Source organism: Prevotella sp. oral taxon 475 (assembly GCF_018127805.1).
Classification (GTDB): Bacteria; Bacteroidota; Bacteroidia; order Bacteroidales; family Bacteroidaceae; genus Prevotella.
Map to the genome: position 1 here is coordinate 1,375,865 of NZ_CP072334.1, position 13,433 is coordinate 1,389,297.

A 13,433-nucleotide genomic window follows, 5' to 3' on the forward strand; every position below is an offset into this window, starting at 1 on the left:
TCTCTATTTCCGCTTCTTCTTTTTCTCGAACAAATAGAAATTGCCGACTTTATCGATGCGGAAAAACACCTTTTCTTCATTATCGACATTCTTCGCCTCGTAGGTGCTGAGTGTACCCTTACCGGTAACCTTTCCGGTGAGAGCGTAGAGCCCCTCACGCAGTGAATGAGAGGATTCGTAGTCGCGTAAGAGAGGGGTATAAGATTGACGAATCTCCTGCCGTCGGTTTTCGTCTCCGTTACGGCGTTGCGATATACCATTACGGTAGCTGGTGCGGATGGTAGATACGATTCCGTTCATGCCGTCTACGAGATGGACAATCGCCCGCTTATCGTCGTCGTTCTTGCTGAAGAGATAACTACCCTGGATGTATTGGCAAATCAGCATGAAGACATCGTCGGTTTCCAGACGGGCCTTTGAGGCGTTGGGAAGGTTCTCGGCAGATAGGTCTTGGGAACGCTGCATGTCGAGTTGGTCGAATTTCTCATTCTTTTCACGCAATTGATTCACCGTGCCATTGAGTCCGAACTTGACAAGCTCTGCCGTACATTTTTTGACGTCCTCTAAAAGTCCCTTGATGTGTCCGCTCTTCGATTCGATGCCCTCTCTCTGTATGCCCCTATAGGAGCCCAAGATGACATTGACGCGTTCGGCAGCCGCGCGCATATCGGCATCGGGAGAGTAGCATTGGGAGCGAATGATAGAAAAGAAATGGATGAGAATCTGATCGCGTTCGACGTTCAGTGTCTGCAGCTGCTTAGTATACTGCGACGCTGAGAGGGCATTGTTCTGTTCCACCTCCACAGCGATCTTATTTTGCCACTCCTTCAGAATTTTGTCTGTGAGATTCACCGTTTCCTTCGGTACGGCACTCACGACCTGATAAAGCATGTCGTTGAGCTGCATGTGCAACACGTTGGTCAACTTTTTGAGAGGGCCGGTGTCTATCAAGACATAGGCCGGAAGCTTTTTTCAATGTCCATGATTTTCGTTTTTAGTTACTATAGTTGATATTTTCAGCAAATATAGGTGAAAGATTTGTAAGCTGCAAGCTTTTTTCGCAAAAAGTAAAGAAATATGTTGTATAACATGTTCTTTTGTTGTTGCGATTAAGCCTTTTAAAGAAATAAACGTCTCCGACCTGGTCGGCGGAAGCCTTGCAGTCTGCAGAATATTCTCCGACCTGGTCGGCGGCTTTCAAACATTAATCGAATTCGTTTCCGACCTGGTCGGCGATAGCCTTTCGCGTTAATGTGTGTTTCCGACGCGGTCGGAGACAACAAAATAGCCGAAAAATGCGTCGCCGACCAGGTCGGAGACGTTTTGCAGCCTGCATGAATGCCGCCGACCACGTCGGAGACACACTTGCAAAGTGCACGATTGTTGCCGACCGCGTCGGAAATACACTTGCAGCCTGCATGCCTTCCGCCGACCGCGTCGGAGGCATACTTGCAAAGTGCACGATTGTTACCGACTGCGTCGGAGACGTTCTTTAGCTAACAAAGCCATCTTTCGATGGCTTTGGAGAGAAGTCTATGGAGCATAAGAATCTGCTGGATGCCGTTTTGGGATAGGATCAAAAGGAAAAGACCGCTTCCCATGTGGCGGGAAGCGGTCTTTTGTACGGTTCGACTGTAGGCAACCGGGGTGGTGAGAGAGAATGATTCTGCTGGGATGCTAATGATCGGGTTGGGAAGAATGAATCATTCGGATTGACTGCGAACAACTAAAATGGGAGGTAGCTTGTGCAGAGAGTGATGGTTGTCAGGAGAGATTTAGAAAATGAGATCGACAACGCAATCTATTTCCGTCGGCACTTTTCCAAGGTGCAAGGTGATGCCATCGGCATGACGGGTGAATTTGACTTCTCTACCGGTGGCGTAATGGAGCGCGCGCAGAGGTTTTCGCTTGCCCAAGGGGAGGAAAAGACTCGCGTCGGGCGCGTCGAGCAGGTGGACATAAAGATGGTTGCCTTTCTGCGTGGTGACACCCCAGGCGTGCGGGGCGACCCATCCTCCGCGTGTGCCATAGAGGGTGGGACCGTACTGGGCCAGCCATTCGCCCATCTCTTTCAGGCGTGTGAGGGCTGCGGCTGGGAGACGGCCGCCGGGCTCGGGACCGATGTTGAGCAGGAGGTTGGCGTTTTTGCCGGCGGCGCGAACGAGCATGCCGATGAGTTCGCGGGTGCTTTTATAGTTGCTATCGGTGAGGTTGTAGCCCCAGTGGTCGTTGATGGTTTGGCAAGACTCTAAGGGTAGCCGACTGATGTCTTGACCGGAGAGTCCGGCGGTGTTCTCTCCGGGAAGGTCGCGCTCGAAGATTTGGACGTCTTCGCCCTCGAAGGGCGTTTGATGGTGGTTGTTGGCCACGAGGCAGCGGGGTTGCAGACTGTGGATGAGGGCGTATTGGGCGGGGAGCTGCCAGTTGAAGGGCTGCGGGTCGGCATCGTGGTCCCACCATCCGTCGAACCAGATGGCTCCGATGGGGCCGTAGTGGGTGAGGAGCTCGGTGAGCTGCGTGTTCATAAAGTGGTAATAGCTCTCCCAGTTGGCTTGATGGGCGGTGCGGCCCGTCCCGAGTCCGGTGCGACCCAGAGGATAGTCGGTGCGATACCAGTCCAGATGCGAGTAGTAGAGATGCAACCGGATGCCGTGGTGGGCGCAGGCCTTGGCGAGCTCGCCGATGATGTCGCGCTGGAAGGGTGTGGCTTCTACTACGTTATACGGACTGACTGCTGAGTTGAACAGCGAGAAGCCGTCGTGATGACGGGTGGTGATGGTGATGTATCGGGCTCCTGCGGCCTTGATGGCTGCCACCCACTCGTCGGCATCGAAGTGGGCGGGGTAGAAGGCTTGCGCGAGCTTGGCGTATTCGTCGCGGTGGATGTTGCGATTGGTCATAACCCATTCGCCGGCTCCTACCATGGAGTAGAGTCCCCAATGGAGAAAGATGCCGAATTTGGCGTCTTGAAATTCGGTGCGTGCGGACAGGTTGTCGGCAGTGGGCACATAGGGTGTCTCTTGCGGGCGGGGTTGGCCCGTGGCGTGGCCCAGGCAGAGGAGGGTCAGCGCGAGTAACAGGATTGGTTTCATTTGAAAAGGTTTTTGTTGTTGTTGTTTTTTGATCAGTTCTGATTCGGTGGAATTGGAGAGTGTTTTTTGTTGAGAATTCCATACGCTGAGGGAGAAGAGGGGAGAACGTTTTTTGCGGGGCCGCTGCAAGGGGGACGGGAGGCGTCTCGGTGGTTGCAGGGCCCCGCAAGGGATGGGATGAGAAAATGGAGTGGGGAGGCGGGCAAACAATGAAAGGGGATGGGTGGAAGTTATCGTTTGTGCCTTCCGGGTGCGGAGGGTTTGCCGCGGCCGCCGCCTTTGCCTCTCTTGCCGGCGGGACGATGGGAGGAGGGGCGATGGGAGGTTTTGGTGGGGATGGCGTAGGGGGGAGCGGTGCCGAGGGAGTCGGGGAGGGGAAGCTTGTCGATGGTTTTTTCGAGGAATTTCTCGATCTGGAGGAAGTAATACACGTCCTGGTCGCTGATGAGGGTGATGGCGCGGCCGTCGCGCTCGGCTCGGGCGGTGCGGCCGATACGGTGGACGTAGTCTTCTACGTCGTGGGGCACGTCGTAGTTGATGACCAAAGCGATGTCGTCGATGTCGATGCCGCGGGAGAGGATGTCGGTGGCGACGAGCACGTCGGTGGCTCCGCTTTTGAAACGAAACATGACTTCGTCTCGCTCTTCCTGAGAGAGGTCGGAGTGCATCTCGCCGCTGTTGACTTTCATACGCAGAAGGGCGCGGTGGATCTCTTTTACTTTCTGCTTCTTACCCGAGAAGATGATGACGCGCTGCAGGTGGCCTTCTTGGAAAATGTGCTGTAGAAGGGGAAGTTTCTGCGGCTCGTAGCAGAGGTAGGCTTGCTGGGCGATTTTCTCGGCGGGCTTGCTGACGGCGAGTTTGATTTCGATGGGATGCTTGAGCAGGGTCTTGGCGAGCTGCTCGATCTTGGGGGGCATGGTGGCCGAGAACATGATGGTCTGGCAGGTGGGGGGGAGGTGCTTGGCGATGGCGAGAATGTCTTCGGAGAAACCCATGTCGAGCATGCGATCGGCTTCGTCGAGGACGAAGAAAGAGACGCGGCTGAGGTCGACGTTGCCGATGTTCATGTGGGAGATGAAGCGGCCGGGGGTGGCGATGATGATGTCGGCTCCGAGACGAAGGGACTTGAGTTCTTGGTCGTATCGGTTGCCGTCGTTGCCGCCGTAGATGGCCAGACTGCTGACGGTGCTGAGGTAGTAGCCGAAGCCTTGCATGGCTTGATCGATTTGCTGGGCCAGCTCGCGGGTGGGCGACATGATGACGGCGTTGATGGCGTCGTGGGGAAAACCGCCGTCGTCGAGGAGGGAGAGGATGGGCAGGAGGTAGGCGGCGGTCTTTCCTGTTCCGGTCTGTGCTACGCCGAGGATGTCTTTGCGACGGAGAATCTGCGGGATGCAGGCTTCTTGTATGGGGGTGCACTGCTCGAAGTGCATGTCGTAGAGGGCGTCGAGGACGTTGTCGTTGAGATCTAATTCTTCAAATGTCATGTTGTTGTCTTAGTTGGGGGCGTTCCTATAACAGAAATACGCCACGATGGAAAATAGGATGTTGGGAATCCATGCTGCGAGCATGGGGGGAGTGTCGGCGTTGATGGCAAAGGTGGCTGAGACGGTCTGCAACATGATGTAACCGAAGCTTAGAGCCATTCCGATACCGAGGTAGAGGCCCATTCCGCCCTTGCGCTTGCGGGAGGAGAGGGAGAGACCTATGGTGGTGAGAATGAAGGAGGCAAAGGAGGAGGCAATGCGCTTGTGATACTCTACTTTGTATTGTACGACGTTGCCGCTGCCTCGGCCGATCTGCTTGGAGATGTAGGCGCGGAGCTCGGGGTTGGTGAAGGTTTCTTGCTGACCTTTGGAGTAGACGAGGTCGGTGGGCTCCATGAGGATGAGGGTGTCTTTTTGTTCGCCGTAGGTGATCTGCTCGCGTAGACCGTGGATGGCACGAATGCGCCAGTTGGTGGCACGCCAGTGGAATTTGGAATCGCTGATGGTGTCGTATTGCAACTCGGCGGCGGTCATGTGGCTGACGAGTTTTTTGTTTTCAAACTTGTCGAGCGAGAAACCGTAACCGCGTTTCATGTTGTTGTCGTAGTGTTGGATGTAGGCAATCACGCCGCGATCGACTTGTAACTGTACGTTCTCGGCCGAGGTGTTTTTCTTTTTGTTCTTGTACATTGATTCGAAGTTCTGGCGGATGACGGTGCCGTGGGGGATGACGTAACCGCTGAGATAGAACGAGAGTCCGGAGAGCAGAATGCATGAGAACATGTAAGGACGCATGAGGCGACGAAAGGAGACGCCGGCGGCTAACATAGAGATGATTTCGGAATTGCCGGCGAGCTTCGAGGTGAAGAAGATGACGGCGATGAAGACAAAGAGGGGACTGAAGAGATTGGCAAAGTAGGGGATGAAGTTGGCGTAGTAGTCGAAGACGATAGCGCGGAGCGGGGCGTGGAATTGGGTGAACTTGGCGAGGTTTTCGTTGACATCGAAAACAATGGAGATGGAGATGATCAGAGCGATGGAAAAAAAGTAGGTACCAATGAACTGGCGAATGATGTAACGATCGAGTGTCTTGAGATGTCGGGTAGGAGAGAGGATTCTCAAATAGGGCACGATGGGCGTGAACCACGCCGTTCTCTTTCTCAATGAGCGGGAAATGCTCAATAACCAGTGATAACGTTTGATTTGTTTTCGTTCCATTTCTTCTCTTACGTCCTTACTTCTCTACGCCTTTTTGTTACTGTACGCCTTGTGTATTTTTTGTTTTTTACTGTCTTTACTACTTCCTACCTGGTAGTTCTTACGGCTTTACTATCTTTATTAACTTTGCTCTTTTATATTCGTCTTCCGAGATTGTCGATAACGCTAGATTTCCATTGCACGAAGTCGCCTTGCTCGATGTGCATGCGGGCATCGGCCGTCAGTCGCAGGTAGAAAGCCAAGTTGTGAATGCTTGCTATTTGCATGGCGAGCAGTTCTTGCGCCTTAAACAGGTGGTGCAAGTAGGCTTTCGAGTGGATGCGATCTATCTCACAGCCGTCTGGATCAATGGGCGAAAAGTCGTCTTCCCACTTCTTATTGCGCATATTCATTGTGCCTTGGTAGGTGAAGAGCATGGCATTGCGCCCGTTTCGGGTAGGCATCACGCAGTCGAACATGTCTACACCACGCTCGATAGCTTCGAGAATGTTCTGCGGTGTACCAACGCCCATGAGGTAACGAGGCTTATCTTTGGGCAGAATCTCGTTTACAACCTCTATCATCTCATACATCACCTCGGTTGGTTCACCAACTGCCAGCCCACCGATAGCGTTTCCGTCGGCACCTTTATCGGCTACATGCTTGGCCGCCTCTTGTCGAAGGTCTTTGTAAGTACAACCTTGCACAATGGGAAAGAGGCTTTGCTGATAGCCATAAAGTGGCTCCGTTTCGTTAAAACGCTTGAAACAGCGATCCAACCAATGCTGTGTTAGCCCCAAACTTTTCTTTGCGTATGCGTAATCGCTGTTGCCCGGCGGGCACTCGTCGAATGCCATCATGATGTCGGCACCTATGATTCGTTCGGTGTCCATCACGCTTTCGGGCGTAAACACGTGCTTGCTGCCGTCGATATGCGAACGAAACTCGCAGCCATTCTCGGTTAATCGGCGTATGCCTGTGAGCGAAAACACTTGAAAACCGCCCGAATCGGTAAGTATAGGCCTATCCCAGGTGTTGAACTTATGCAGTCCGCCTGCCTTTTTCAGCACGTCTAATCCCGGACGAAGGTAAAGGTGATAGGTGTTGCCGAGTATGATTTGCGCCTTCACCTGCTGGCGCAGCTCGCTGAAATGCACACCTTTCACCGACCCGCATGTGCCTACGGGCATAAATACGGGTGTCTTTATTTGTCCGTGGTCGGTGGTGATGATGCCCGTCCGAGCGTCCGACGCCGTGTCGGTGTGTTGCAATTCGAATTTCATCTAACTATCAATCCTTTTTCTTCTCTTCCTCAATGTCGAACTTGATGGCATTTTCCACCACTTCGTTGGTCAGTGCGAAGTCCCAAACGTCTTGCACATTCTCCACGTAATGGAACTTAACGCCCGTGAGATATTTCTCTGGAATTTCTTCTATATCTTTCTTATTGGCGCGACACATCATAATATCTGTAATGCCTGCGCGCTTTGCTGCCAATATTTTTTCTTTTATTCCACCCACGGGCAGCACCTTTCCGCGAAGCGTTATCTCGCCAGTCATGGCCGTATTTTTGCGTACCTTGCGCTGGGTTAGTGCCGAGGCGATAGACGTGGCGATGGTGATGCCGGCCGACGGACCATCTTTCGGGGTGGCTCCTTCGGGTACGTGGATGTGGATATTCCATTGGTCGAACAGGCGATAATCAACGCCAAGCTTGTCTACATGGGCCTTAACGTACTCCAAAGCAATCACTGCCGACTCTTTCATCACGTCGCCGAGGTTACCCGTAAGCGTCAGTTTCGCCCCACGACCTTTGCTCAACGAGGTTTCGATGAACAGAATTTCGCCGCCAACGCTTGTCCAAGCCAAGCCCGTAACCACGCCGGCATAGTCGTTGCCCTGATAGATGTCGCGGTAATAAGGCGGTTTGCCCAACAGTCCTTCTATCTCGGCAGGCGTTATTTTGGCAAAAGGCAACTCGCCGTTAAGTGCCCGCAGGTAGGCCATCTTGCGCAAAGCCTTGTCTATTTGCTTTTCAAGCTGCCTCACACCACTCTCTCGGGTGTATTGTTCAATCATCTTTTCAAGAGCCGCTTTGTTGAAGTTGGGTTTCTCTGTGGCGTTTTTAGCCAAGCCCGTGTTCTGCAATTCGCGCGGCACAAGGTGGCGTTTGGCAATCTCGATCTTCTCTTCGGTGATGTAACCACTCACCTCGATAAGCTCCATACGGTCGAGCAGGGGGCGCGGAATGGTGTTGAGGTCGTTGGCGGTGGCGATAAACAGCACACGCGAGAGGTCGAAATCAACATCGAGATAGTTGTCGTGGAAGGCATTGTTCTGCTCAGGATCGAGCACTTCGAGCAACGCCGACGAGGGGTCGCCGTGCAAAGTGTTCTGCGTTACCTTGTCTATCTCGTCGAGAATAAACACAGGATTGGACGAACCTGCTTTCTGAATGCTCTTAATGATACGGCCCGGCATGGCACCAACGTAGGTTCGGCGGTGTCCGCGAATTTCCGATTCGTCGTGCAATCCGCCCAACGACATACGCACGTACTTACGATTCATGGCCGTGGCGATGCTCTTTCCAAGACTGGTTTTACCTACTCCGGGAGGTCCGTAAAGGCAAATGATGGGCGATTTCAGGTCTCCGCTAAGCTGTAACACGGCTAAATGCTCCAAGATACGGTCCTTCACCTTTTCCATTCCATAGTGGTCGTGGTCCAATACCTTTTGGGCACGCTTAATGCTAAGGTCGTCTTTGGTGTATTCGTTCCAAGGCAAACCCACCATCGTTTGCAGATAGGTGAGCTGTATGCTGTAATCAGGACTTTGCGGATTAAGCGTATCGAGCTTATCCAGCTCCTTATAGAAGATCTTGCTCACCTCTTCCGACCACTTCTTACCCTTCGCTTTCTCCTCCAACTCGCGGTGTTCGGGCGAACCTTCGCCGTTGCCCAGTTCCTCCTTGATGTTCTTGATCTGTTGCTGCAAGAAATATTCGCGTTGCTGTTCGTCGATGTCTTCGCGTGTTTTGGAGCGAATGTTTTGCTTGATTTGCAGCAGTTGCATTTCTTTATTGAGGGTGCGCAGAGCGATGTAGACACGTTCGAGCGAATTGTCGGCCTCCAACATACGCATTTTATCGTTCAGATCGAAAGGCATGTTCGAGCAGATGAAATTGGTGGCGATGACATCGTGGTGGATATTGGCGATGGCAAACTGTGCCTCGTCGGGCATTTCCTCATTTTGTTTAATGAACTCGACGGTTTGGTTGCGCAGATCTTCCATGGCAGTGGTGTATTCGCTGCTACTGGCATCGGCAAAAGTCTCGGGAGCCTTCGACACGAGTGCAGTGAGGAAAGGCTTTCTTTTGACGATGTCTTCCAACTGGCATCGGCCTAATCCTTGGACGATGACAGTAAGATTTCCTCCAGGTCCCGACATCTCGAGCACCCTGACGAGTTTGGCGTAGACGCCAAAAGTGAAGAGGTCTCGTTTGCCGGGTTCTTCGATGTCGCTATTTTTCTGACAGAAGACGGCAAAAATGCGGTCGGGGTTGGATTTGAGTTTGTCGATGAGGTGCATACTCGCCGTCCGTCCCACGAGAATGGGTGTCACTACGCCAGGAAACAGCACGAGATTGCGTGTGGCCAAGACGGGCACCACATCGGGTGCGGGTGCATCGAAAAGTGTGCTGATGTCGCCTTCGTAGTCGGCAATCATTTGTATTGAGGTGTTGCTTTTTCTGTCCATTTAATCTTTTTGCTCTTTTTTCGGGTGGCAAAGTTACAAATATTTCCCGATAAATCCGCCGCGCCCTTTCCTTATATATATAAAAGGTGTTACTGTACCCTACAGTAACGTCGCGGAGACGAAAATGGTGTTACTGTACCCTACAAAACCGCCACGGAGGCCAAAATGATGTGATTGTACCCTACAGTAACGCCGCGGAGACGAAAATGGTGCTACTGTACCCTACAAAACCGCCATCAGAGGCAAAAATGATGTGATTGTACCCTACAATGACGCCACGGAGACCAAAATGGTGCTAATGTACCCTACAGTAACGCTGCGGAGGCAAAAATGGTGCTACTGAGCGGCTCAAAACCGCCGCGGAGACCAAAATGGTGCTACTGAGCGGCTCAAAACCGCCGCGGAGAGAAAAATGATGCTACTGAGCCGCTCAAAACCATCGCGGAGACCAAAATGGTGCTACTGAGCGGCTCAAAACCACCGCGGAGAGAAAAATGGTGCTACTGAGCGGCTCAAAACCATCGCGGAGACCAAAATGGTGCTACTGAGCGGCTCAAAACCATCGCGGAGAGAAAAATGGTGCTACTGAGCGGCTCAGAGCGAGTGCGGAGACGCTCCATGAGTAATAAACCGTGTGCTTCTGCGTTATGATGGATATGAAGAATGAGTTTCGATTCAAACAGTTTGCCGTGCAACAAGACTTGTGTGGCATGAAGGTGGGCACAGACGGTGTTCTGCTGGGAGCATGGGCGCAGGGCGGTTGGCAGGTGTTGGACGTGGGCACGGGAACCGGACTCATCGCCCTGATGATGGCTCAGCGTTTCAATCGGGCACAGATTCTGGCAATCGACCTCGAGAGTGGCGCTTGCCAGCAGGCGCGCATCAATGTCGACGCTTCGGCGTTTCGACATCGAGTGCAGGTAGAAGAGGTGTCGGTGCAGCATCTCTCGCAACGCAGGGAGATGCAGGGGACGTTCGATGCGGTTGTTTCTAATCCACCGTTCTTCGTCCGCTCGCTCAAGAGTCAAAGTGCAGCGCGAATGCTGGCACGGCATACCGACACCTTGAGTTATGCCGACCTCTTCCGATCGGTCTCTCTACTACTCACAGCACGGGGAGAGTTCAGCGCGGTGATTCCTACCGATTCGCTCGACGATTTCCTCTCGGAGAGTTGCATCCATGGACTTTTCCTCCATCGTCGATGTCTGGTAAAAACTACCGAAGGAAAAATGCCCAAACGCTGCCTCGTGGCCTTCGGCAAGGAACCGGCGACCACCGTCGAGGAGAACGAGGGCTGCCTGCTGGCTGCGGATGGAGAAAAAACAGAGTGGTATCGCTCACTTACGAATGATTTTTATCTCAAATAAAAAAATGCCGGTCTTCTCTTTTGTCAAGGAGAAGACCGGTGAACTTTTTGCAAGGTCGAGACAGACCTTTTAGATGTTGAGCTTTCTTTGCAGCACCTTTCCCAGAATCTGAATCCGATGACTGCGGCGGTTGAACACGCGGCGCATCTCATTGAGGTCGTTGAAAAGTTCGGCCGCCGCAGTCTGTAGAACATTGGGCTGCCGCTCGGATCGGTCGGCATCGGGGTTGATCACCATCTTGATGCCTTGCTCGCGCAGAGTGACGGTGATGTCGGCTCCGGTCATCACGGGGTCGCCGTCATAGTGAATCAACCCCTCGCTACGGCGGTGGATACGAAGTTCCTTGCAGTGGAAAGTCTTGATTTTCGAGTTCTTGTCGAGCGTTTTGTTGAACATCTCAATGCTGATTTGCGGAGCCTCAAGTATGTCGAACGGCTCCATGATGATGATGTCCATCAGTCCGTCGCTCATCGATGCCTGCGGAGCGATATAAGCATTGTTGCCATATTGCGAGGCGTTGGCGCAGGAGATGAGGAAAGCCTTGTGGCGGTGCGTGCCTGTTTCATCCTCAATCTCGTACGTCTCGGGCTGGTAGTTCAATCCTTCGCGCAAGATGTTTTCGGCGTAGGTGATAGGCCCGCGCTTGCCGGCTTGAGCAAATTTCTGACTGACAAAAGCGTCGAATCCCATTCCGCAGGTGCAGAAAAAAGGATGCCCGTTGATAATGCCGTAGTCGAAGTCGTGAATCTCGCATTTGTTGAGCACCTGGATGCTTTTCTTCGCACTCATGGGCAGGAGCAGATGCCGCGCCAGTCCGTTGCCCGATCCGCAAGGGATAATTCCCAGTGCCGTTTGAGAATGGACGATGGCACGCGCCACCTCGTTCACCGTTCCGTCTCCACCCACAGCCACGACAACGTCTGCCCCGGCATCTTTGGCCTCGGTCGCAATGACAGTGGCATGCCCCGCATATTGAGTCATGCGCAATTCGTAATCGAAAAGATCCTTGTTCAGCGTCTTTTCAATCAAATCCGGAATAGCGGCCTTGCTGGCCGTTCCCGAAATCGGATTCATGATGAAGACCATTTTCTTTTTCATATCACCTGATTTTTCTTTAACGTCTGCCGACTTCTTCCGCTGCAAAAATACGCCTCGGATTCAGTCTCTTTGCAAATTTACGAAAAAGCCCCTGAATACGCAGATAGCAGGACTCGAAAAATCTGACCGCCTTGAAATCTTTGGAAAAAAGAAAGGGATTCCTGTTATTTTTGCTACCTTTGCAGCCTAATAAAACAAGAATGGTTCTTTTAAAAATGGGACAATTACAAGAAAGATACAAGCTGTACCGCGATCCGCAGAAGTTTATGGAAGCAGGAGTTTATCCCTATTTCCGCGAGATAACCAGTAAGCAGGGAACGGAAGTGGAAATGGATGGACATCGGGTTTTGATGTTCGGTTCAAATGCCTATACAGGTCTTACGGGCGACTCACGCGTCATCGAGGCGGCTAAAGCAGCACTGGATAAATACGGATCAGGATGTGCCGGTAGCCGATTCTTAAACGGAACACTGGATTTACATGTACAGCTGGAGAAAGAACTGGCCGACTTTGTTCATAAAGACGAGACACTGTGCTTCTCCACCGGTTTTTCGGTCAATCAAGGCGTTTTGGCAATGGTTGTCGGACGAGGCGATTACATTATCTGCGACGACCGCGACCATGCCAGTATCGTAGACGGACGACGTCTGTCTTTCGCTCGTCAGTTACACTACAAGCACAACGACATGGAAGACCTTGAAAATCTTCTCAAGTCTTTGCCTCACGAGGCCGTAAAGCTTATTGTTGTTGACGGTGTCTTTTCCATGGAAGGCGATTTGGCCAAACTCCCCGAAATCGTAGCCCTGAAACGAAAGTATAACTGCTCGGTAATGGTTGACGAAGCACACGGACTGGGCGTATTCGGGAAAGAAGGTCGAGGTGTTTGCGACCATTTTGGACTCACCGACGAAGTGGATCTTATTATGGGCACATTCTCGAAAAGTCTCGCCTCCATCGGCGGTTTCATCGCCGCAGACTCCGATACGATCAACTTCCTTCGTCATACCTGCCGCTCCTACATCTTCAGTGCCTCCAACACACCCGCAGCCACAGCCGCGGCGTTGGAAACTCTGCACATTCTAAAACAGGAACCCGAACGCATGGAAAAGCTGTGGGATGTGACACGCTATGCACTCCGTCGATTCCGCGAAGAGGGATTTGAGATTGGCGAGACCGAAAGTCCCATCATTCCGCTCTATGTTCACGATGTAGACAAAACATTCCTCGTTACGAAATTGGCTTTCGAAGCTGGTGTCTTCATCAATCCGGTAATTCCGCCCGCTTGTGCTCCTCAAGACACGTTGGTACGTTTGGCTCTAATGGCTACCCATACCGAAGAGCAGGTGGAACGCGGCGTGCAGATTTTGAAGAGGATTTTTACCGAGTTGGGCCTCATAAAAAGTTGAGGAAACGCTTGTGGTACTAAATTTTAA

General features: G+C 52.3%; 10 protein-coding genes. 3 read left to right on the forward strand and 7 right to left on the reverse strand.

Annotated features, from left to right (window positions below):
- Positions 1 to 3 precede the first annotated feature (3 nt).
- Complete coding sequence (locus tag J5A66_RS05405) at positions 4 to 915, reverse strand: DUF6261 family protein (protein ID WP_249110048.1); 912 nt, start codon at positions 913 to 915, stop codon at positions 4 to 6.
- A gap of 380 nt (positions 916 to 1,295) precedes the next feature.
- On the opposite strand from J5A66_RS05405, the gene J5A66_RS05410 reads away from it, so the two are divergent.
- A complete protein-coding gene (locus tag J5A66_RS05410) occupies positions 1,296 to 1,496 on the forward strand; it encodes a hypothetical protein (RefSeq protein WP_211789663.1) in 201 nt (66 codons plus the stop codon).
- A 279-nt stretch (positions 1,497 to 1,775) separates the two neighbouring features.
- On the opposite strand, the gene J5A66_RS05415 is transcribed toward J5A66_RS05410, so the two are convergent.
- The 5 genes from J5A66_RS05415 to lon form a co-directional block, all read right to left on the reverse strand.
- The gene (locus J5A66_RS05415; RefSeq protein ID WP_211789664.1) at positions 1,776 to 3,092 is read right to left on the reverse strand and encodes an alpha-L-fucosidase; all 1,317 of its coding nucleotides are present in this window, start codon (positions 3,090 to 3,092) and stop codon (positions 1,776 to 1,778) included.
- 230 nt (positions 3,093 to 3,322) lie between these two features.
- The gene (locus tag J5A66_RS05420; protein WP_211789665.1) at positions 3,323 to 4,582 is read right to left on the reverse strand and encodes a DEAD/DEAH box helicase; all 1,260 of its coding nucleotides are present in this window, start codon (positions 4,580 to 4,582) and stop codon (positions 3,323 to 3,325) included.
- A gap of 9 nt (positions 4,583 to 4,591) precedes the next feature.
- Entirely contained in the window at positions 4,592 to 5,800 is a 1,209-nt protein-coding gene (locus J5A66_RS05425) for an LptF/LptG family permease (protein WP_211789666.1), read from the reverse strand.
- A 134-nt stretch (positions 5,801 to 5,934) separates the two neighbouring features.
- On the reverse strand, positions 5,935 to 7,062 hold the full coding sequence (gene tgt / locus J5A66_RS05430) for a tRNA guanosine(34) transglycosylase Tgt (protein WP_211789667.1): 1,128 nt from the start codon (positions 7,060 to 7,062) through the stop codon (positions 5,935 to 5,937).
- Between the two features lie 7 nt (positions 7,063 to 7,069).
- Complete coding sequence (gene lon, locus J5A66_RS05435; protein ID WP_211789668.1) at positions 7,070 to 9,535, reverse strand: endopeptidase La; 2,466 nt, start codon at positions 9,533 to 9,535, stop codon at positions 7,070 to 7,072.
- A 656-nt stretch (positions 9,536 to 10,191) separates the two neighbouring features.
- Between lon and J5A66_RS05440 the strand changes: the two genes are divergently transcribed.
- Complete coding sequence (locus J5A66_RS05440; protein WP_211791441.1) at positions 10,192 to 10,902, forward strand: tRNA1(Val) (adenine(37)-N6)-methyltransferase; 711 nt, start codon at positions 10,192 to 10,194, stop codon at positions 10,900 to 10,902.
- 69 nt (positions 10,903 to 10,971) lie between these two features.
- On the opposite strand, the gene J5A66_RS05445 is transcribed toward J5A66_RS05440, so the two are convergent.
- Positions 10,972 to 12,000 (reverse strand): diacylglycerol kinase family protein, encoded by a 1,029-nt coding sequence (locus tag J5A66_RS05445; RefSeq protein ID WP_211789669.1) that lies wholly within the window; start codon positions 11,998 to 12,000, stop codon positions 10,972 to 10,974.
- A gap of 215 nt (positions 12,001 to 12,215) precedes the next feature.
- On the opposite strand from J5A66_RS05445, the gene J5A66_RS05450 reads away from it, so the two are divergent.
- Positions 12,216 to 13,406: an aminotransferase class I/II-fold pyridoxal phosphate-dependent enzyme gene (locus tag J5A66_RS05450; RefSeq protein WP_211791442.1), complete on the forward strand. Its 1,191-nt coding sequence runs from the start codon at positions 12,216 to 12,218 to the stop codon at positions 13,404 to 13,406.
- The last annotated feature ends 27 nt before the right edge of the window (positions 13,407 to 13,433 follow it).